This is a genomic window from Amycolatopsis sp. NPDC050768 (assembly GCF_040654155.1).
In the GTDB taxonomy this organism is placed as follows: domain Bacteria; phylum Actinomycetota; class Actinomycetes; order Mycobacteriales; family Pseudonocardiaceae; genus Amycolatopsis.
Genome location: NZ_JBFAHL010000022.1, coordinates 93,879 through 114,280 on the forward strand (window position 1 = coordinate 93,879; position 20,402 = coordinate 114,280).

Sequence of the window (20,402 nt, forward strand, 5' to 3'; positions counted from 1 at the left end):
TGAGGAAGTGACCGACACGATCGAAACCCTCGCCCTCGCGCAAGTGCTGCACCGGGCCCGCACCGAACGCACACTCCTCGACGCGGCAACGGAAGTGACCACGCTGTCACTGGACAGCGCGTACGAAATCCAGGACGACCTCACGCGCCTGCGCCTCGCCGAAGGACGCTGCGCCATCGGCTACAAGCTCGGCTACACCTCCGCCGCGATGCGCCGGCAGATGGGCGTCACCGCGCCCAACCACGGGCCGCTGCTCGACGACATGGTGCTGCGCGACGGCGCGCGAGCCACCGGTTTCCTGCACCCCCGCGTCGAGCCGGAGATCGGCGTCGTCCTGGGCCGCGACCTGGCCGGGCCCGGCCTCGCGCTGCATGAGGTCGCCGACGCGATCGCCGAGGTGCGCGTGTGCCTCGAGGTCGTCGACTCGATCTGGCGCGACTACCGGTTCACCGCCGAACAGAACACCGCCGACGGCTCCTCGGCCGCCGGAGTCGTGCTGGGACCGGTGCTCGACGTCGATCCGCTGCACGCCCACCGGGTCACCGTCGAGCTGCACGAGGACAACGCCCTCGTCGCGACCGCGACGTCGGCGGCGGCCGCCGGACATCCGCTGCACGGCGTCGCGTGGCTGGCCGCGCAGCTGGCCGCGCGCGGAAGCGGCCTGAAGAAGGACGAACTGATCATCACCGGCGGCCTCACCTCCGCCGTGGCGCTGCGAGCCGGGGGCACGATCACGGCCCGCTTCGGCGGCACCACCACCGTGAGCGTCCGCAGGCCGGCCGGCGAAACAGACGCGTGAACCCGCGGGTCAGTGCAGCGGGTAGCCCAGGAGACGGCTGATGCTCAGGGCGGCGGTCCGCACCGCCGCCCCCAGCCGCGCCGGCTGCAGGCGGTGCGCGGGCCCCGTCACGGAAAGCCCGGCGACGGCTCGGTGGCCGTCGCGCCCGACGTAGCTCTCCACCACGATCGGCGCCGCGACGCACGCGATGCCCCGCGTGCCCTCTTCCCGGTCGTAGGCGATGCCGGAGTCGTGGATTTTCGCCAGCTCGCGCAGGAAGTGCCGCGGATCGGTGATCGTGGTGCCGGTCCGCGCCGGCATGGGCGCGGACGTCACGCGTTCGACGGCGGATTCGTCGCTGAACGCGAGAATCGCCTTGCCCAGGCCGGTGCAGTACGCGGGCAGCCGCGTACCGACCGCCGAAGGCACCGAGGCGCTGTGCTGGCCGGTGAGCTTCTCGACGTACACGATGTCCGTGTCGTCGAGCACGCCCAGCTGCACGACCTCACCCGTCGCGGTCAGCAGGTCGGCCATGAACGGCAACGCGGTCGCCCGCAGCCGCCGCGAAGCCGGCACGTGCTGGCCCAGCTCGAACAGGTGCAGCCCGAGCCGATAGCCGTACGCGCCGCGCTCGAGCATCCGGTGCGCCACGAGGTCCAGGGCCAGCCGGTGCACGGTCGCCTTCTTCAGCCCGGTCCGCCGCGCGAGCTCACTGAGCCCCACCTCGCCGGGTGAGGTCGCGACGGTGTCGAGAATGAGCAGCATCCGGTCCCCCACCGACCGGTGCTGCTCCGTCTCCTCGGCACCGATGCGCATCCGGCCACGATATCCGTTCTCGGCCGTCAGGCCGGATTTGTTCGGGTGGGGTCAACGCGTGGTGGCGCTCCGACTACGCAGTGCCGGATCAAACGCTGCCGAATCAAACGCTGCCTGATCACACTGCCCGATCAAACAGTGCCGAGCAGATCCCGCCACCGACGCCAGAACGCCCGCTGCTGGACTTCGTCGGACGCGACGAACGGTCCATCCGTGGCTTCCTTGTGGATCCCCCGCGAAATGTCCGACCACGGCGACTCGGCCGCGACGGCGAACCCCTCCTGGCAGGACTCGCACGCCTCCATGTCGTCCGGCGTCGCCAGCCCACCAGGCCCCTGGAACGTCACGTACGAGTCCAGCCGCCGCGCCCGCACCGACTCCGGCTCGCCCTTCGTCGCCATCGTCCACTGCGCCACCAGCGTGCGCCCGGCCGCGGTGGGCGTGATCGTGCGGACGACGATCCCCATGATGTCGTTGATCACGAGGTTGGGGAAGATCAGCAGGTTCCGGTCGGTCGTCGCGATCCGGCGCGCGCGGTCGGCACCGAACTCTTCTTCGAGCCGAGCCCGCTGCCCCTCGACGTACTCGCGGTTCTCCTCCCCCATCGCCGGCGTCCACCGCGCGACCGGGCGGGCCCACGGACCCTCCACGGTGATCACCGCGTGCCCGTTTCCGAGATCCTTCGCCTCGGTCGCCTTGCGCGGGTCGAGGTAGGAGTCCTCAGTGGACTTCAGGTAGTCGAAGTACGTGCGGTGCAAGGGGATCAGGTGGTAGCCATCGAGACTGTTCTCCACGAACAGCTTCCAGTTCGCCTCCATCGAGTACTCGTGCACACCGTCGACCACCTCCATGTCCGGCGACTGGTCGGCCACCAGGTCCAGGTAGTCGCGGGCTTCGCCGAGGTACTCCGGCAACGAAACAGCGTCGGGATCGAAGCAGCAGAAGACGAACCCGCGGTACTCCTCCACACGCGGCGGGGAGTTCAGGCTGAAGCGGGAACGGTCGAAGTCGGGGCCGTAGCCGTCGACGTCGGGCAGTGCGGTCAGCCGGCCGTCGTTGGCGTAGGTCCACGCGTGGTAGAAGCACGACATTCCGCGCGCGTTGCCTTCGGGCACGCGGCACAGCTGGGCGCCGCGGTGCCGGCATGCGTTGAGGAACACCCGCACCTCGCCGTCGCCGCCGCGCCACAGCACGAGCGGACGCCCGGCCACCGTGCGGGCGCGGAAATCGCCCGGGTTCGGCACCTCCGAGACGTGGCCGACGTAGAGCCAGCACTTGTCGAAGATGGCGCGGCGTTCCCGCGCGAGCACGCCCTCGTCGACGAGCGCGGCCCGGTCGACGCGGAAGAGCCCGTCGGCGGGGCGGTCGTCGACCAGCGTGGTGGACGGGGGTGCGATCAGTTCGGAGGTCATCGTCTCCAGCTCCTTTGCCGGGAGTTCGGTCGGGTGAGCGCGGTGAGCAGCGCCGCGGGGTTGGTCTCGCGCACGGCCTTCGCGAACCCCGGGGGCAGCGCCGGGTCGTCGAGGAACGCGAGCGGGTCCGTGGGCATGAACGGGTGGTCCGTGCCCAGCACGATCCGATCCGCGCCGACGGTCTCTGCGAGGTGGCGCACCAGGCCTGCGTCGAACAGCAGCGGGTCGAACCACAGGCGGCGCGCGGAGTCCACAGCGGACTCGGGCATCAGCTCCCGCAGCGCCGGGGTGATCCCGCGCAGGTAGTCAATCCTCGGCAGCTCGGTGATCAGGGCGCCGCCGCCGTGGCTGGCCAGCAGCCGCAGCCCCGGCCGCGCGGCCAGCGCGCCCGTGACGATCAGGCCGCCGAGCGCCGTGCCGATGCCCGCGGGGAACAGAACCCCGTTGGCGGCCATCGGGTGCGGGTAGTCCGCGACCGCCGCTCCCCCGGCCGCGTGCACGAACACGAGCAGCCCGAGCCGGTCGGCCTCGTCGAGGAACCCGGCCCACGCCGGCGCGTGCAGGGGCGCCGTCGGCGGGTTCGAGGGCACCTCGACGCCGAGCAGGCCGGCGTCGGCGATCTCGGTGAGCAGAGCTGCGGCGGCGTCGGGATCCTGCAACGGAACGACACCCAGTCCGGTGAAGAACCCGTTGTGCTGTCCCACTTCGTCCGCGAGCCAAGCGTTGAAGGCCTGCGCGTAGGCGAGTCCTTCGCCGGGCGGGGCCCACGGCGCGAGCAGCTCGGGCATGGCGGACAGCAGCTGGCCGGTCCCGCCCGCGGCTTCGGCGTCCGCGCGGCGGGTGTCCAGATCCCAGGCGACGCGGTGCACCGTCCGGAACGGCTTGCCGGACACGGAGACGACCCCGGTTCCGGTGTCGAGCCGGGCCCAGCGCGGGTCGGCCGAGGTGCGGAAGGGCGTCTCCCGGGGCACCACGTGGGTGTGTAGGTCGAGCACGGTCACGCTCCCGTCACAGGATGATCGACACGGTTCCGCCCGCCTCGACGATGCCGTGGTCGAGGGTCGCGACCCGTTCGCGGACGAGGAACCCGGCGCCGTCTTCGACCAGCACGTGGCGGTAGGTGCCGAGGAAGTGGTCGAGCTGACCGAGCCGCGTGCGCATCACGTGGAAGTTGGCGTGCGCCACCACTGTGTCGCCGACGGGTTCGGCCCGGACGTTGGTGACCAGCCGGCGCGTGCGCGAATGCGGGCTTTCGGCGTGCGCGTGCTTGCTCTTCAACCGGGTCACGCGCCCGCCGAGGCGGGTGTGGTCGTCGTGGATCACCTGGAGCGTGCGGCGCGGGTCGAGGTGGTCGGAACCCGGCGACGGAATGCGGTACTCGATCCGCGGGTGCATCAGCGCGAACCACTCGTCGAGCCGCCACTCGTCGAGCAGCGCGGCTTCCCGGTAGAGGAACTGTTCGACGCGGTGGTGCAGGTCGGGCGTGGTGACGGCGGCGGTCATCGGACCTCCGATCTCGAGGCGAGGGTGACGAGCAGGTCGGCCAGCTCGCCGGGGGCGGACAGGAACGGGCTGTGGGAGGTGTCGAGCCAGGTGACTTCGGTGCCGAGCCGATCCTTCGCGGTGCGTTCGGCCCAGTCCCCGGAGACGGCCCGATCGGCGCGGCAGCCGACGTAGTGCATCGGCAGCTCGGGAAACGCCTGCAGGGGCGTGACTTCCGTGATCGGGGCCGGCGACTGGGGCCGGAGCCTGGCCGCGGCCGCGGCGGCCAGCTCAGGTGGACAGTCGTGGAAGAACAGCTTGGCCGCGACCGACGCCGGCCACACTGTTCGCCCTTGCTCGTCGCGTTCCTGCTTCGGCAATCCATTGTCGTAGAACCACTCGGCCATCGGGCGTCCGAGCGTCAGCTGGTCCCGCCAGGACCGGCCCGGCTCGGGCAGCAACGACGCCAGGAAGACGAGCGCGGCAACCGCCGTCCGCTGCGGGACCAGCGGAATCGCCAGGCCGGCCAGCGAATGACCCACCACGACGTCGCCAGGACCGCGCACAGCGGCGGCGATCGTGGCGGCGTACTGGCGGGCGCCCGCGCGCACGTCGTCCGACGGCAGTTCCACGGCCGTCGCCGAGTGGCCGCGCTCCTCCAACGCGGAGACTTCGGCCTCCCAGCACCACGCGCCGTGCCAGCCGCCGTGCACCAGCACGAAGTGCGTCATGCCGGGCCCGCCGGTTTCGCGGCCTGCCGCTCGGCGAGCGTGACCCCGCCGACGAGGACCTCCGTCGCCGGGACTTCCACGACCCACACGCGTACCGACGCCTCAGGCACGGAGATCGCCTCGGCCGCCGCCGCGGACACGGCGCGGATGAGCTGGTCCTTCTGCTCGGGCGTGCGACCGGCCCCGAGGTTGATCTGGATGAACGGCATGGTGTCCCTTTCCCTTATTCCGCGCCGAGGGTGACGCTGCCGAGCCCGCTGAGCGTCGCGGTCACGGTCGAACCGGCCCTCAACGGAACAGGTGCGGTGAGCCCGCCCGAGAGCACGACCCAGCCGGCCTCGAGACGTTTCCCGGCCAGGGCGAGCTGGTTGGCCATGAACGCGACGGCGGCGGCCGGGTGGCCCATCACCGCGGCGCCGGCCGCCGACTCGACGACCTGCCCGTCGACCTCGAGCACACAGCCCGTCAACGCGAGATCTCCGTGCGGCGCGACCAGGTCGTCGCCCAACGCGAAGGCCGCGGAGGACGCGTTGTCCGCGATCGCGTCGAGGTGGCGGAAGGAGAACCCCTCGTAGCGGCTGTCGATCACGTCGAGCGCGGCGCAGAGGTACCGCGTCGCGCCCAGGACGTCGGAGACCGTGACGTCGGGGCCTTCCAGCGCCTCGCCGAGCACGAACGCGATCTCCGGCTCGACGCGCGGGTGGATCAGGTCCTTCAGCGACAGGCGCGAGCCCGATGCGCGGCTCATGCCGCTGGTGACCAGGCCGTAGAGCGGTTTGTCCACGCCCATCGCGAGCTGTTTGGCACGGCTGGTCAGGCCGAGCTTCCCGCCGACCAGGCGTTCGCCGCGGTCTAGCCGCAGGCGGACGAGCGTGTCCTGCACCTCGTAGGCGGTGCGGAGGTCGGCCAGGCCGTCGGTGGTCAGCGGCGCGACCGTCGCCTGCGTGGTGGCGGCGTCGTCGAGCCGGCCCGCCCAGATCCGTACGCCGGTCACGCGGCCACCTCCGCGGCGCGGGCGGCGCTGAAGGAGACGCCGACATGGCCCAGGTGCTCGAAGTCCGCGCGCACGGTGTCACCGGGCTTGAGCTCGACCGCGCGCGTGCAGGTGCCGGGCATGATCACGTCGCCCGCCTTGAGCACCACGCCGTCGCCGGCCACGGTGTTGGCCAGCCACGCGACGGCCTGCGCCGGGTTCCCCAGGACCGCGCCGCTCGCACCCGTCTCGACGATCTCGCCGTTGCGCCGCAGCACCACGCCGATCAGCCGCGGGTCGAGCCCCGCGATCGGGGTGCGCTTGCCGCCGAGCACCACGCGCGCCGACGACGCGTTGTCCGCCACGGTGTCGACGATGCCGATCCGCCAGTCCTGGATGCGCGAGTCGATGATCTCCAGCGCCGGCATCACGAACGCGGTCGCGGCGAGCACGTCGGCCACGGTCACGCCGGGGCCCCGCAACGGGGAGTCGAGCACGAACGCCAGCTCGGGCTCCACTCGCGGGGCGATGAGCGAGCCGACGGGCAGCGGTTCTCCTTCCGGGTGGAACATCGACGCGAGCAGGTGGCCGAAGTCGGGCCGGTCCACACCGAACTGCGTTTGCATCACCCGGGCCGTGAGCCCGACCTTGTGCCCGCGCACGGAATCGCCGGCCTCGCAACGAAGCCGCACGCCCTCCAGCTGGATGCCATACGCGTCTTCGACGTTCGCGCCGGGGAACCTGCCGGTGATGGGGGCGACCGGAGCGGCCTTGCGCTCCGCCTCCCACAGCTCGCCGGCGAGGTGCCGGACGTCCTCTTCACTGAGTGCCATGCAGGCAGCGTGCGGGCCGCCGAGCGCGAAAACACCCGGACGGTTCGGCCAATGGACCGGTTCTCCAGCAGCCGGCTCAGGTTCGGGGCCCGCCCAGTGGACCGATCCGTGGAGCGGTGTCGATCACCGCGGTTGGCTCGGCGGGCGAGAACCGTTTCTCCAGGGAGAGTGGGCAATGACGACCAGTGAATCCCTTTTCATCGGCGGCGAATGGGCTGCTTCGGCCGGTACGGAGACGATCTCCGTCTGGTCGGCCGGCACCGGAAAACCGCTCGGCACCACGGTGTCCGCGAACCGCACCGACGTGGACCGGGCGGTGGCCGCCGCGCGCGGCGCGTTCGACGATCCGGCCGGCTGGGCCACGTGGCCGGTCTCGGAGCGCGCCGACGCGCTCGAACGGTTCGCCGCGGCCCTCGACCGGCGCGGTGCGGAGACGGCTCGGGCGGTGAGCGAGCAGAACGGCATGCCCATCGCCGTCTCCGGGCAGATCGAAGCGCAATTCCCCTCCGCAATGCTGCGCTACTTCGCGGGACTCGTGCGCACGCAGCCGGAGCAGACCAGCAACCCGGGGATGTTCGGCGGCACCACGCACGTCCGGCGCGAACCCGCCGGTGTGGTCGCCGCGGTCGCGCCGTGGAACTTCCCGCAGGCGCTGGCCGCGCAGAAGTACGCGCCCGCGCTCGCCGCCGGGTGCACGGTGATCCTCAAGCCGTCGCCGCAGACCGTGCTCGACACCCGGGCCGTCGCGGAAGCGGCGATCGAGGCCGGGTTGCCGCCGGGTGTGCTCAACGTCGTGCCCGCCGAAGCAGACGCCAGTTCCTACCTCGTGGGCCACCCCGGCGTGGACCTGGTGGCGTTCACCGGGTCCACCGCGATCGGGCGGCGGATCTCCGAGATCTGCGGCACGCTGATCCGCCCGGTGATCCTCGAGCTGGGCGGGCGATCGGCGGCCGTGGTGCTCGACGACGCCGACCTCGACCTGGCGCGGGTGGGCGAGGCACTGTTCGGCGCGATGCTCGTCAACAACGGGCAGACGTGTTTCCTCTCCACCCGCGTGCTCGCGCCGCGCAGCCGTTACACCGAAGTCGTGGACACCCTGGCCGCGTTCGCCGGCTCGCTGACCGTGGGCGACGCGCTCGACCCCGCCACGCAGATCGGCCCGCTGGTGTCGCAGCGCCACCGGCAGACGGTCGAGGACGCGATCGCCCGCGGCCTCGAAGACGGCGCCCGCCTGGTCACGGGTGGCGCGCGGCCGCGCGGGCTGGACGACGGCTGGTTCCTGCAGCCGACCGTCCTCGCCGAGGTGGACAACCGCTGGCCCGTCGCCCGCGAGGACATCTTCGGCCCCGTCCTCACGGTGACGCCGTACGACACGGACGACGAAGCCGTGGCGCTGGCCAACGACTCCGACTACGGCCTCGCCGGCAGCGTCTGGACCGCCGACGTGGACCGCGGCCTCGCGCTCGCCGCCCGCGTGCGCACCGGATCCATCGGGATCAACGGGTACGTCCCGGACCTCGCCGCCCCCTTCGGTGGCGTGAAGCAAAGCGGCATCGGGCGCGAGCTCGGGCCGGACGGGCTCGCGAGCTACCAGCAGGCGAAGTCGATCTACCAGTTCTGACGCGCGTTGTGGTCCGGGTCACGGAATGCCGGACGATCTTCGGCGCTACAGAAGGGAGACACCAGTTCCGACCCGAGGGAGAGACATGACTGCTTCCACCGCGCCCGAGACGGCCGAGGCCCTGCCCGTGCCCGTGCTCGACGACTTCGACTTCGAGCTCACCGACGGCGCCTCGTGCCGCATCGACGACCCGGACTGCGAAGCCTGCCAGTGACGCACGGCCGGTGATCCGCGGGGCTCGCGGGTCACCGGCCCGGATCGCATCGCGTCGGTGACAATGGTCGCCGTCGTGTCCACCCCGAGCCGCGGAGTCGCCCGTGCCCGAACTGCCCGAGGTCGAGTCGGCCCGATCGGTGATCGACCGGGCCGCGCTCGGCCGGTTGATCGTCGACGTCGACGACACCGATTCCTACGTGTGCCGGCCCCACGCGCCCGGGGAGATCCGCGAGGCGCTCCTCGGACGCCGGCTCGTGGCCGCGCACCGGCGGGGCAAATCGCTGTGGTGCGACACGGCCGACGACGGTCCCGCGCTCGGCGTGCACCTCGGGATGTCCGGCAAGATCGTGATCGCCGACGCCGACGGCACCGAGATCGACGGCGGCGACTACTGGGAAGGCCGCCGCGTGCAGGGCGACTACCGCTGGTCGCGCTTCGCCCTCACCTTCGACGACGGCGGCCTCATGATGCTCGTCGACCCGCGCCGCCTCGGCCGCATCACCCTCGACCCGCACATCGAGCTGCTCGGCCCCGACGCCGCCGCGGTCACGCCCGCCGAGTTCCGCACCGCGATCACCAAGGGCACCGCGCCCGTCAAGGCGCGCCTGCTCGACCAGCACGCCCTGGCCGGCATCGGCAACCTCCTCGCCGACGAGATCCTCTGGCGCGCCCGCGTGCACCCGGCCCACCGCGTCGACGAGCTCGACCGCCCGGCCGTCGACCGCCTCCTGCGCGCCACCCGCGGCTCCGTCACCGCCGCCCTCGACCACGGCGGCGTCCACACCCTCACCGTGATCCCCTACCGCAAACCCGGCGCCCAATGCCCGCGCGACCACGCGCCCATGGCCCGCGGCAAAATCGGCGGGCGCACGAGCTGGTGGTGCAGCGCGGAGCAGCAGCTCCCTCACTGACTCCGGAACCACCGGCGAGGCGCCCTGGGGCGCAGCAGCTCGCGGCGCTCCTGGCTCGCGGACGGCGAGGTCGTGCGCCGGGTCGCCGGTGTGCGAGGACGGCTCGGCTGGAAGCCGTTCCGCCGAGGCCCCCCGGCTCCCTCACCGACGTCGCGATCCCGGCCCGACGGGAACTCGGCAGAATGGACCCGTGGGTGTCCTTCTGGGGTTGTTGTCCGCGCTCAGCTACGGCGCTTCCGATTTCGTCGCCGGCGTGGGCGGGCGGCGCAGCGACCCGAACGCCGTCACGGTCCTCGCGCAGCCGTGGAGCCTGCTCGCGGCCCTGGTCGCCGTGCTGGTGATGGGCCCGCGCGCCCCGCACGCCGAGGAGCTCGCGTGGGGCGCGGTGAGCGGGCTCGGCACGGCTGTCGGCACGTTCGCACTCTACCGGGGGCTGTCCACGGCCCGGATGAGCGTGGTCGCGCCTGTTTCCGCGGTGCTCGCGGCGGCGCTGCCCGCGCTGGTCGGGTTCGCGACGGGCGACCGGCTGGCGTGGCTGTCGTGGGTGGGGATCGCGCTGGTGCTGCCGGCCATCGCGCTCGTCTCGCAGCACCAGGGCGACGACGCGGAACGCCAGCGGTCCGGCGTGGTCGAGGGCGTGATCGCCGGCGCCGGGTTCGGGGTCCTGTTCATCGGCCTCGACCGCGCGGGCACGGGGGCGGGCAGCTGGCCGCTGGTCGCCGGCCAGTCCGTCGGCGTGCTCCTGCTGGTGATCGCCGCGATCTGGCTGCGGCCGACGTCGTGGTCGCGCGCATGGTGGCCGGCGACCGCCGCCGGGATCCTCGGTGGCGCGGCCAACCTGCTGTTCGTCGCCGCCACCGGGGCGGGCCAGCTGGCCGTGGTCGCGGTCATCACGTCGCTCTACCCCGCCATCACGATCGTCCTCGCGCGCGGCCTGCTGCACGAACGCTGGAGCCGTCCCCAGATCACCGGCCTCGTCATCGCGGCGGCCGGGGTCACGGCCATCACGCTCGGCCAGCCGTGACCCCGCCCGGCATCAGGCCGGCTTGAAATACCCGTCGCGCACGTCCTGACTCGCGCGCGTACTCCGGCTGGTACTTCACCGACGCGTAAGCCGACGTCGCCTCGGCCTCGGCCGCGCGGGCGGCGAGCTGCGCGGTGTCGCCGAAGCCGAGGACCTGCCGTGCGAGCTCGGTCAGCGGACCGTCCACCTGGTACTCGGTGCGCTGTATCGTCAGCAGCCGCACGAGGTAGAGCGGGGTGCCGTTGAACTTCTCGAACATCTTCTGGCGCGCACCCCACTGCGTCAGGTAGCGCTCGCTGATCTGGCGGAAGATGCTCACGCGGTCGCGCGCGCTGATGGCCGGCCCGCGCAGCGCCTCCTCCAGCTTCGGACCGAGGTACGGGTGGTCGAGATCGGCCTTCGTCGGCGCCATCACGACCCCGCGGCCGCAGAACTCGATCAGCTGGTTGACCACGTCGTGGATGTGCTCGAGGTAGTGGGCGCGGCCGAGGTCGACGTAGACGTTGTTCGGCTTGAACAGCCCGCCGGCGGTGAGGAACCCCGTTTCCTCGGCGGCGATCACGAAGGCCTTGCAGGTCTCGCGGATCGGCGTCCGGGGTCGCGTTGGAGTCCCGGCAGACGAGCGAGAGTCCTTCGGAGTTCACCGGCACGAGCGCGTACACGGTCTGCTCGGGCGTCTGGCCCGGGCGCCACAGGTTGCCGATCAGCAGCTCGTTCACGAAGGCGAGCGAGGTGCCCGTCGCCTTCGAGCCGCGCACGACGATGCCGTCGTCGCCCTGGGACACCACGCTCAGCATCGGCGTCTCCGCCAGCGCGTCGGCGCGGCCTCGGTCGACGTCCCGGAACTTGTCGGCCCCCGAGGCGATGTTCCGGAACCCGCGCCACACCGACGACGCCTGGCCGCTGCTGGCTGCGCGAACGCGTCGCGGCGGCCGCGCAGGCGGTCCCGCGCGCCGCGTGAACCGCGCCGCCCGGTTTTACGCGGTGACCTGCGAACCCCTACCCTCGGTGTCGTACCGGCCACGCAAACCGAGGAGGCACCCGGATGTCGCAGCCCGCGGACCGATCGGCACTCGACAGCCCACCGGGCGTCGACCCGAACCGGGCGAGCGTCGCGCGCGTGTACGACTACCTGCTGGGCGGCAACACGCACTACGAGGTGGACCGCAAGGTCGCCCGCGAGCTGGCGGAGAAGATGCCGGAGGTGCGCGACCTCGCCGTCGAGAACCGGGCGTTCCTCATCCGCGCGTGCACCTTCCTCGCGCGCAACGCCGGGATCGACCAGTACCTCGACTGCGGCTCGGGCCTGCCGACGGCCGAGAACGTGCACCAGGTCGTGCAGCGCGTCAACCCCGAGGCGAAGGTCGTGTACACCGACTTCGACCCGGTTGTCACCGCGCACGGACGCGCGCTGCTCGAAGAGAACGAGCGCACCCGTTACGTCGAGGGCGACATCTACCGGCCGGCCAGCATCCTCGACGACGAAGTGGTGCGCGGCCACCTGGACTGGACCAGGCCGATCGCGCTGCTGTTCGTCGCGACGCTGCACCACTGGAAAGGCGACCGCGGCCGCCCGGCCGAGGTCACGCAGGAGTTCATCGACCGGCTGCCGCCGGGTTCGTTCGTGGTGATCTCCCACATCCTCGACCCGCACGACGGCTCCGACGACGCGCAGGCCATGGAGCAGCTCATCGAGACCGTGCGCAGCGGCGCGCTCGGCGGCGCCACCATGCGCACCCGCGCGGAGATCCGCGAGCTGTTCCACGGTCTCGAGCTCGTGCCGCAGGGCCCGGGCGCCGAGCCGGAGATCGTGCCGCTGGCGGCCTGGTGGCCGGCCGGTCCCCTGCTGTCCGGAATGAACGTGGCCCAGCGCCTCATCGTCGGCGGCATCGCGCGCAAGCCGTGATCCTCGCGACCGGCGCAAGCGGCAACGTCGGCTCGGCGTGATGAGCCCGGCCCAGACCGGCCACGAGCTCGCGATGCTCGACGCCGCGCGAACCGTCGCGCGCTTTGTGGGCCGGCACCGCGCGGTGTTCGGCTGAGCGTCCGTCCCTTCGGTCCGTATCTGCCTGCTGACCGTGGCAGTGGTGTCCAGGGGTTGCAACCGATTTCGAACTGGGTCGAAAGCCTTGTCGGCCAGTGCGTTCCCACTTGACGCTTGAGGACACCCGGGAATCCGCGGCCCGCTTCGGATGTGTCCCGACAGGAGACGCATGCAAAACACCCTTCTGCGCGCGATAGCGAGCCTCGCGCCGGCGGCGGCGATCGCGGTGCCGGCAGCCGCGCCGGCCTCTGCGGTCACCCCGACCCGCTTCGGCGGCTCCCAGAAGACGCCGACAACCCCCGGGCACCCCTCGCTGACCGCGCCCCGGGCCGCCCGCGAACGCACTCCGCGGGCGGCCCGGGCCCGTGGCCTAACCTTTGCCCTGCACCGGAACCGGCGCCGCTCGTCGACGTCGAAGTCACCGGGGACCTGAGGAAAGGGGCAGCGGTGCGAAGAAGATCCTGGTTTCTGGCAACCGTCACACTCGCGGCGACGGTGGCGTTGACGGCCTGCACGCAGACCACCACCGGCCAAGCCCAGCCCCGCCCGGCGGGTGACGTCGGTCAGCTCGGCGGCTCGCCGGGCACCGGCTCCCCCGGCCCCTCCACGCGACCGTCCTACCCCTCCACCGACGGCGCCACCGCGACCATCGCCACCATGACCGTCACCCTCCCCGCCGGCACGCAGTACGCCGTCGAGTCGCGCGACCCCGGCTACGAGGGCTGCCTGCAGTCGGCCACCTTCGCGTGCGCGGGCAAGATCCTGGACCTGCGCCAGGCCGCCGACGGAGGCATGATCAACCTCCCCAGCTCGACGCGCGCGTTCGGCTGGTACCCCGGCACGGACGTCCCCACGTGCATTGGCCCGTCCGCCGACCCCGGCGTCGCCTCCGAAGCCACCGGCGGCGCGGTCCTGGAACACGGCTTCGCCCCGGTCGGCCCGAAGAAGGCCGAATACGCGCGCTTCCAGGAAACCTGCAAGGACCCGGCGCAGAACAACCAGGTCCGCATGTGGTGGCTGCCCACCAGCAAACTCCTCATCGTCGAACACTCCAGCACCCCCGCTGAGGACGCGGCTTTCGACGGGATGATGGCTTCGGCCAAGTTCAGCTGACGCCTACGCCGCGGCCTGATCAGCAAGGCATGCGAGGTGGCGACGGCGATCGAACATCCCCGCAAGCCCGGAATCCGAAGGGCGACTACAGCGGCTCCGACCACGTCTCAGGAAACGCCCGCCAACGTCGTGTCGAGAAATGCCTGCGTAGCCGCCGTGATCGGCCCCGACCGGTGCACCAGCCACTGCGGCAACCGTTCGGCCGGCGAGAAGCGCACCACCTCTGCGCCGGCGCGGCGGGCCAGGTCGGTCCAGCCGTCGGGCATGAGGCCGGCGCCGATGCCGCGCAGGACCATCGGGAGGACGACGCTGCGGTCGCCCACTTCGGCGGCGATGGAGACGTCCGGGACGGTCGCGGCGATGCGGTCGAACAGTGCGCGCACGGCCGTGGCGGGTTTGGTGACAACGAAGCGCATCCCCCGCAGGTCGGACCACTCGACCGGGTCGCTGACGCCCGAGCCCGGGGGCGCGACCAGCAGGAACTCCTCGTCGCGCAGGTGGTGGGCCACCAAGCCGGGGCCGGTCGGACGCTCCGCGCTGCCGCAGACGCCGGCCTCGCAGCGGCCCTGCAGGACCATCGCCACGACCTCCGCCGCCGACAGCGCCGAGGAGGTGCTCACCAGCACGCCCGGGTGACGTTCGCGCAGGTCGGCGATGATGCTGATCACCGGTTCCAGCGCGGAGGACGACGTGGCCGCCACGTCGACGCGCCCGGCGAGACCGTCACCGACGGCCCGGGCCGCGGCGCGCAGGGCGTCGAGGTCGCGGAGAACCAACCGCGCGCGGTCGGCCATGAACTCGCCCGCGCTGGAGAGCACGGCGTTGCGGCCGACGCGGTGGAACAGCGCCACACCGAGCTCGTGCTCCAGCTTGGCGATCGCGCGCGACAGCGACGGCTGGGCCACCCGCAGCGCCCGCGCCGCGTGGGTGAAGCCGCCGTGCTCGACGATCGCGACGAAGTACTCGAGCTGCCGACGTTCCATAGCATCAGGCTATCGCAACGGTGTCATACATGTCTTTGACGTACGCCGACGTACGCGCGACGATGCAGGGATGTTCCAGACCCGTCCCACGTTGCAGGGCACCTTCGGAATGGTGTCGTCCACCCACTGGCTCGCCTCGGCCGCCGCGATGGCCGTGCTCGAAGACGACGGCAACGCCTACGACGCCGCCGTCGCGGCCGCGTTCGTGCTCCACGTCGTCGAACCGCACCTCAACGGCCCCGGCGGCGAGGTGCCGATGATCGTCGCGCCGGCGGACGGCACGCCGAAGGTCCTCTGTGGACAGGGGGGCGCGCCGGCCGGCGCCACGATCGAGCACTACACCTCGCTCGGCCTTGACCTCGTGCCCGGCACCGGCCCGCTCGCCGCCGCGGTGCCCGGCGCGGTCGACGCGTGGCTGCTGCTCCTGCACGACCACGGCACCAAGCCGCTGCGCGAGGTCCTCAAGTACGCGATCTCCTACGCCGAAAACGGCCACCCGGCCGTGGACCGCGTGGGCGCCACCGTGGAGACCGTCCGCGAGCTGTTCGAGACCGAGTGGACCACCTCCGCCGAGCTCTACCTCCCCGGCGGCCGCTCACCGAAGCCCGGCGAGCTCTTCAAGAACCCCGCTCTCGCGAACACCTGGCGCCGCCTCATCACCGAGGCCGAGGCCGCCGGCGCGAGCCGCGAGACGCAGATCGAAGCCGCCCGCAAGGTCTGGCGCGAGGGCTTCATCGCCGAAGCCATCGCCGAGTTCGCGGCGAAGCCCACCATGGACACGTCCGGCGAACGCCACGCCGGCACCCTGACCGGCGACGACCTCGCCGCCTTCCGCGCGACCTACGAGGACCCGGTCACGTTCACCTGGAACGGCTGGACCATCGCGAAAGCCGGCCTGTGGAGCCAGGGCCCGACGCTGCTGCAGCAGCTCGCACTCCTGCCGGACGCGGACGGTCTGGACTACGCCACGCCGGACTACTACCACACCCTCATCGAGGGCACGAAGCTCGCGATGGCCGACCGCGAAGCCTGGTACGGCGACAGCGCCGACGTCGACATCACCACGCTGCTTTCCCCCGCCTACAACGAAACCCGCCGCAAGCTGATCGGCGAACACGCGTCGCACGAGCTGCGCCCGGGCCGCCCCGACGGCCGGGAACCACGCCTGAGCAAGCACGCCCAGTACGTGGCGAGCGGCGGCGCCGTGGCCACGGCCGCCGGCGCGGGTGAGCCCACCGTCGCCAAGGACGGGGCGACGCGCGGCGACACCTGCCACCTCGACGTGGTCGACCGGTGGGGCAACATGATCGCCGCGACGCCGAGTGGCGGCTGGCTGCAGTCCAACCCGGTCATCCCGCGGCTCGGGTTCCCGCTCGGCACCCGGCTGCAGATGGCGTGGCTCGACCCCGGCCTGCCCAACTCGCTGGCCCCGGGCAAGCGCCCGCGCACCACGCTCACACCGTCGCTGGCATCGCGCGACGGCGTGCCCGTGATGGCTTTCGGCACCCCCGGCGGCGACCAGCAGGACCAGTGGAACGCGCATTTCTTCCTCGCCGTCGCATTGCGCGAAAAAGTGCGCAGCGGCCTCGACCTGCAGGGCGCAATCGACGCGCCCAACTGGCACACCGACAGTTTCCCCGGCTCGTTCTACCCGCGCGCGATGGTGGCCGGCAGCGTCACCGTGGAATCGCGGATCGGCGACGACGTCATCGCCGAACTGGAGCGCCGGGGCCACCTCGTGACCGTCGGAGAACCTTGGTCCGAAGGGAGGTTGTGCGCCGTCGCCCGCGACCCGGAGACCGGCGTTCTCTCGGCCGCGGCGAACCCCCGCGGAATGCAGGGGTATGCCGCCGGGCGATAATCACCGCACATCCCGCCGAAAAGCGGACCCGATTCCCGGGCCCGCTTTTCGGCATGCCCATTTTCGGCGAATAACGATTTAACACGCATTAACCAGCCGGAAATGGAGTGGGGGAAAAACCGACGTACGTTGTTCGCCATGTCTCCTCGGTCCCTGCTCCCCCTCCTGGCCGGGCTGGCGGTGCTGACACTCACGGCGTGCGTACCCGTGCAACACGCGAGCGCTCGCAGCGAGCACCGCGACGACTTCGGCACCCCCGTCGGCAACCGAACGGTCCAGCGCGGCGGCGACCTCGTCATGGGCCTGTCCAATGAGCCCGACAAACTCGACCCCACCACGTCCAGTTCGCTCTACACGCGCTACGTGATGACCACGATCTGCGAAAAGCTCTACGACATCGACGACACCAGCACCATCGTGCCGCAGCTGGCCACCGCGTTGCCGGTGGTCTCCCCCGACGGGCTCACCGTCACGATCCCCGTGCGCACCGGAATCGTCTTCGCCGACGGCACCCCGTTCGACGCCCCGGCCGTCGCGACGAGCCTGCGTCGGCACTTCGAGCTCAAAACCTCCCAGCGCAAAAGCGAAATGGGCCCGATCAGCCGCATCGACGCGCCCGACAAGAGCCACGTCGTGCTGCACTACAAGAAGCCCTTCGCCCCGATCACCGCGGCGCTCGCCGACCGCGCCGGCATGATCATGTCGCCCGCCGCACTCGCGAAAGAGGGCGACGACTTCGGCGAGAACCCCGTGTGCGTCGGCCCGTTCAAGTTCGTGAAACGGGTGCCGCAGACCGAGATCGACGTCGAGCGCGACCCGCTGTACTACGACGCCAAAGACGTCCACCTCGACACGATCACCTACCGGATCATGACCGACGCCAACATTCGCGCGGCGAACCTGCGTTCGGGTGACATCCAGGTCGCCGACACGATCTCGCCCCAGGACGTCGACGCGCTCGCGCAGGACCCGGATCTCAAGGTGCTGCAATCCCCTTCCCTGGGCTACCAGAGCGTCACCTTCAACACCGGGAACGTCGACGGCGTCGGCAAACCCACGAAGCACATCGACAAACCCATCGCGAACGATCCCCGCATCCGCCTCGCCTTCTCCCTGGCCCTGGACCGGCAGACGCTCGTCGACACCGTCTTCAACAACTGGTTCGACCCCGCCTGCTCCCCCGTCGCCCCGAAGACGCCTTACTCGTCGGCCGCCAGCAACGCCTGCCCGCCGTTCGATCCGGCAAAATCACGGCAACTGCTCAAAGAGGCCGGCGTGCCCGTGCCGTTCCCGATCTCGTTGCAGGTGACCAACACCCAGGACCAGCTGCGATACGCCCAGGCCCTGCAGGCCAGCGTCGCCGAGGGCGGGTTCGCCGTGCAGATCGTGCCGGTCGAGTACTCCACCCTGCTGGACGTCCAGAAACGCGGCACCTTCGAGGCACTGATGCTCGGCTGGTCCGGCCGCATCGACCCGGACGCCAACACCGCGCGCTTCCTCTCCACCGGCTCGGGCGGAAACTACGGCGGCTTCAACTCATCCACATTGGACAACCTGCTGTCGGACGCCGCACGCAGCATCGACACGAAGCAGCGCGCCGCGCTCTACGGGCAGGCCGTGCAGCTGATCCAGCAGCAGAACCCGATCGTCTACACCTACCGGGTCCGCAACCTCACCGTGCATTCCACCCGCGTCACCGGCATCCAGGTGTACGCCGACGGGGTGGTCCGGCTCGGCAAGGCCGCGTTCACCGGCAGCCAGGAGGGCTGAGCCGTGGGACGTTACCTGCTCCACCGCCTGTGGCAGTCCGCCCTGACGCTGGTGCTCGCCTCGATCGTGGTCTTCATCGGCGTGCGCGCGCTGCCCGGTGACCCCGCCACGGCGATGGCCGGCGAGGAAGCCGACCCCGCCGCCATCGCGGCCGTGCGGGCGCAGCTCGGGCTCGACGACCCGTTGCCCGTGCAGTACTTCAAGTTCGTCGGCCACGCGCTCACCGGTGACTTCGGCAAGTCCGTGCGCACCGGCACGCCGGTGCGGGAGATGATCGGCGCGACCCTGCCGGTGACGGTGCAGCTCGCGGTGTTCGCGATGCTGGTCGCCGTTCTGATCGGCGTGCTCGCCGGAGTCGTCGCCGCGGTGTTCCGCGGTCGCTGGCCCGAGTGGGGCGCCAACGGCTTCTCGCTGTTCGCACTGTCGGTGCCGACGTTCTGGCTCGGCATCCTCGCCGTGCTCTACCTGTCCGTGCAGCTGCGGTGGTTCCCCGCGTCCGGCTACGTCTCGCCGTTCGACCAGCCGTTGCGCGGGATCTACTACCTCACGCTGCCCGCGGTGATCCTCGGCCTCACGCACGCGGCGGTGGTGCAGCGCCAGACCCGCTCGTCGATGGTCGAGACTCTCACCGCCGACTTCGTGCGCACCGCGCGGGCGAAGGGACTCGGGCGCGCCGCGGTGATCTTCCGCTACGGCCTGCGCAACAGCCTCATCGTGGTCACCACCATCGTCGGGCTCCAACTCGGCGGGCTCATCGCGGGCGCCGTGGTCACCGAGCGCATCTTCAGCCTGCCGGGCATCGGCAAGCTGACGCTGGACTCGGTCTTCACCCGCGACTACCCGGTGATCCAGGCCGTGGTCCTCGTGATCACGGCGGCCTACATCGTGATCAACCTGCTCGTCGACTTCCTCTACACGGTCATCGACCCACGCCTGCGAGTCTCCGGGAGGACCCGATGACGATCGCCGCCGAAACCCCCGCGCCACTGGGCCGTGTCCACGGCCGCGTGACGCGCCGGCTCCTGCACAACCCGCTGGGCGTGATCGGCGGTGTGCTGCTGCTGATCGTCATGATCGCCGGGGTGTTCGCGCCGCTGCTGGCGCCGTACGCGCCGACGGCGGTGCACTTCGAGACGCCGTTCCAGCAGCCGGGCACGGTCGGGTTCGCCCTCGGCACCGACGACCTCGGCCGCGACATCCTCTCCCGCGTCTTCTACGGCACGCGCGCGTCGCTGGAGGTCGGGGCCCTGTCGGTGCTGTTCGCCGTGGTCGTGGGCGTGCCGCTCGGGCTGCTGTCCGGGTACTGGCGGTGGCTCGACGCGCTGATCTCCCGGCTCGCGGACCTCATGCTGGCGTTCCCGTTCCTGATCGTCGCCGTCGGGCTCGCCGCGATCAACGGCGGCGGCCTCACCAACGCCGCGATCGCACTCGGCATCGCGCAGATCCCGACGATGACCCGCGTGGTGCGCGCCGACACGTTGCGGCTCAAGGAAACCGACTTCGTCCTCGCCGCGAACACGATGCACGCCGGGCCGTGGCGGATCCTCGGGCAGCACGTGCTGCCCAACGCCGCTTCGGCGATCATCGTGCAGGCCACGGTGATCATGCCGGTCGCGGTCATCGGCGAGGCAGTGCTGTCGTTCCTCGGCCTCGGCATCCAGCCGCCCGCGCCGAGCCTCGGGATCATGCTGTCGGACGCGCAGCAGTACCTGTTCCGCACCCCCTGGCCGGGCATCTTCCCCGGGATCGCGCTCGCCTTGATCTGCCTGGGGTTCAACCTGTTCGGCGACGCCCTGCGCGACGCGCTGGACCCGAAGAGCACGCGGTGAAGGGG

General features: G+C 71.4%; 20 protein-coding genes and 1 pseudogene. 11 read left to right on the plus strand and 10 right to left on the minus strand.

Annotated elements, in window-relative coordinates:
* Positions 1–7 precede the first annotated feature (7 nt).
* Positions 8–799 carry a fumarylacetoacetate hydrolase family protein gene (locus AB0H62_RS42960; protein ID WP_360592128.1) on the plus strand — a complete coding sequence of 264 codons (792 nt, stop codon included), beginning with the start codon at positions 8–10 and terminating at the stop codon, positions 797–799.
* A 9-nt stretch (positions 800–808) separates the two neighbouring features.
* Here AB0H62_RS42960 and AB0H62_RS42965 read toward each other — a convergent pair whose 3' ends face one another.
* The 8 genes from AB0H62_RS42965 to AB0H62_RS43000 all read right to left on the minus strand — a co-directional run bounded on the left by AB0H62_RS42965 (position 809) and on the right by AB0H62_RS43000 (position 7,025).
* The gene (locus AB0H62_RS42965; RefSeq protein WP_360592129.1) at positions 809–1,594 is read right to left on the minus strand and encodes an IclR family transcriptional regulator; all 786 of its coding nucleotides are present in this window, start codon (positions 1,592–1,594) and stop codon (positions 809–811) included.
* Positions 1,595–1,725: 131 nt separating this feature from the next.
* Positions 1,726–3,006 carry an aromatic ring-hydroxylating dioxygenase subunit alpha gene (locus AB0H62_RS42970; RefSeq protein WP_360592130.1) on the minus strand — a complete coding sequence of 427 codons (1,281 nt, stop codon included), beginning with the start codon at positions 3,004–3,006 and terminating at the stop codon, positions 1,726–1,728.
* Complete coding sequence (locus AB0H62_RS42975; protein WP_360592131.1) at positions 3,003–4,001, minus strand: amidohydrolase family protein; 999 nt, start codon at positions 3,999–4,001, stop codon at positions 3,003–3,005. Before AB0H62_RS42975 ends, AB0H62_RS42970 begins: the two co-directional genes overlap by 4 nt.
* A 13-nt stretch (positions 4,002–4,014) precedes the next feature.
* Positions 4,015–4,509: an aromatic-ring-hydroxylating dioxygenase subunit beta gene (locus AB0H62_RS42980; RefSeq protein WP_220240395.1), complete on the minus strand. Its 495-nt coding sequence runs from the start codon at positions 4,507–4,509 to the stop codon at positions 4,015–4,017.
* Positions 4,506–5,219: an alpha/beta fold hydrolase gene (locus AB0H62_RS42985; RefSeq protein ID WP_220240394.1), complete on the minus strand. Its 714-nt coding sequence runs from the start codon at positions 5,217–5,219 to the stop codon at positions 4,506–4,508. The genes AB0H62_RS42980 and AB0H62_RS42985 overlap by 4 nt, the downstream gene beginning before the upstream one ends.
* Positions 5,216–5,428, minus strand: coding sequence for a tautomerase family protein (locus AB0H62_RS42990; protein ID WP_220240393.1), 213 nt, complete (start codon positions 5,426–5,428; stop codon positions 5,216–5,218). The genes AB0H62_RS42985 and AB0H62_RS42990 overlap by 4 nt, the downstream gene beginning before the upstream one ends.
* A 14-nt stretch (positions 5,429–5,442) precedes the next feature.
* Entirely contained in the window at positions 5,443–6,213 is a 771-nt protein-coding gene (locus AB0H62_RS42995; protein WP_220240392.1) for a fumarylacetoacetate hydrolase family protein, read from the minus strand.
* Positions 6,210–7,025 (minus strand): fumarylacetoacetate hydrolase family protein, encoded by an 816-nt coding sequence (locus tag AB0H62_RS43000; protein ID WP_220240391.1) that lies wholly within the window; start codon positions 7,023–7,025, stop codon positions 6,210–6,212. Before AB0H62_RS43000 ends, AB0H62_RS42995 begins: the two co-directional genes overlap by 4 nt.
* Positions 7,026–7,200: 175 nt before the next feature.
* On the opposite strand from AB0H62_RS43000, the gene AB0H62_RS43005 reads away from it, so the two are divergent.
* The 4 genes from AB0H62_RS43005 to AB0H62_RS43020 all read left to right on the plus strand — a co-directional run bounded on the left by AB0H62_RS43005 (position 7,201) and on the right by AB0H62_RS43020 (position 10,797).
* Entirely contained in the window at positions 7,201–8,646 is a 1,446-nt protein-coding gene (locus tag AB0H62_RS43005; protein WP_360592132.1) for an aldehyde dehydrogenase, read from the plus strand.
* 85 nt (positions 8,647–8,731) lie between these two features.
* Positions 8,732–8,860 (plus strand): hypothetical protein, encoded by a 129-nt coding sequence (locus AB0H62_RS43010; RefSeq protein ID WP_255637995.1) that lies wholly within the window; start codon positions 8,732–8,734, stop codon positions 8,858–8,860.
* A 103-nt stretch (positions 8,861–8,963) separates the two neighbouring features.
* Positions 8,964–9,773, plus strand: a complete 810-nt coding sequence (locus tag AB0H62_RS43015; protein ID WP_360592133.1) for a DNA-formamidopyrimidine glycosylase family protein — start codon at positions 8,964–8,966, stop codon at positions 9,771–9,773.
* Between the two features lie 190 nt (positions 9,774–9,963).
* Positions 9,964–10,797 carry a DMT family transporter gene (locus AB0H62_RS43020; protein WP_360592134.1) on the plus strand — a complete coding sequence of 278 codons (834 nt, stop codon included), beginning with the start codon at positions 9,964–9,966 and terminating at the stop codon, positions 10,795–10,797.
* A 12-nt stretch (positions 10,798–10,809) separates the two neighbouring features.
* On the opposite strand, the pseudogene AB0H62_RS43025 reads toward AB0H62_RS43020, so the two are convergent.
* Positions 10,810–11,642 (minus strand): annotated as a pseudogene (locus tag AB0H62_RS43025) (4-hydroxyphenylacetate 3-hydroxylase C-terminal domain-containing protein); the annotation flags it as partial.
* Between the two features lie 200 nt (positions 11,643–11,842).
* Here AB0H62_RS43025 and AB0H62_RS43030 point away from each other — a divergent pair.
* Together AB0H62_RS43030 and AB0H62_RS43035 are read left to right on the plus strand one after the other, a co-directional pair.
* Positions 11,843–12,703, plus strand: a complete 861-nt coding sequence (locus AB0H62_RS43030) for an SAM-dependent methyltransferase (RefSeq protein ID WP_354870330.1) — start codon at positions 11,843–11,845, stop codon at positions 12,701–12,703.
* 585 nt (positions 12,704–13,288) lie between these two features.
* Entirely contained in the window at positions 13,289–13,954 is a 666-nt protein-coding gene (locus tag AB0H62_RS43035; protein WP_360592135.1) for a hypothetical protein, read from the plus strand.
* A 107-nt stretch (positions 13,955–14,061) separates the two neighbouring features.
* Here AB0H62_RS43035 and AB0H62_RS43040 read toward each other — a convergent pair whose 3' ends face one another.
* Positions 14,062–14,937: a LysR family transcriptional regulator gene (locus AB0H62_RS43040; RefSeq protein WP_220240385.1), complete on the minus strand. Its 876-nt coding sequence runs from the start codon at positions 14,935–14,937 to the stop codon at positions 14,062–14,064.
* A gap of 70 nt (positions 14,938–15,007) precedes the next feature.
* On the opposite strand from AB0H62_RS43040, the gene AB0H62_RS43045 reads away from it, so the two are divergent.
* The 4 genes from AB0H62_RS43045 to AB0H62_RS43060 all read left to right on the plus strand — a co-directional run bounded on the left by AB0H62_RS43045 (position 15,008) and on the right by AB0H62_RS43060 (position 20,397).
* On the plus strand, positions 15,008–16,798 hold the full coding sequence (locus tag AB0H62_RS43045; RefSeq protein ID WP_220240384.1) for a gamma-glutamyltransferase: 1,791 nt from the start codon (positions 15,008–15,010) through the stop codon (positions 16,796–16,798).
* Positions 16,799–16,936: 138 nt separating this feature from the next.
* Positions 16,937–18,568, plus strand: a complete 1,632-nt coding sequence (locus AB0H62_RS43050) for an ABC transporter substrate-binding protein (RefSeq protein ID WP_220240383.1) — start codon at positions 16,937–16,939, stop codon at positions 18,566–18,568.
* Between the two features lie 3 nt (positions 18,569–18,571).
* Positions 18,572–19,528: an ABC transporter permease gene (locus tag AB0H62_RS43055; RefSeq protein WP_220240382.1), complete on the plus strand. Its 957-nt coding sequence runs from the start codon at positions 18,572–18,574 to the stop codon at positions 19,526–19,528.
* Positions 19,525–20,397: an ABC transporter permease gene (locus AB0H62_RS43060; protein WP_360592136.1), complete on the plus strand. Its 873-nt coding sequence runs from the start codon at positions 19,525–19,527 to the stop codon at positions 20,395–20,397. Before AB0H62_RS43055 ends, AB0H62_RS43060 begins: the two co-directional genes overlap by 4 nt.
* Positions 20,398–20,402 lie beyond the last annotated feature (5 nt).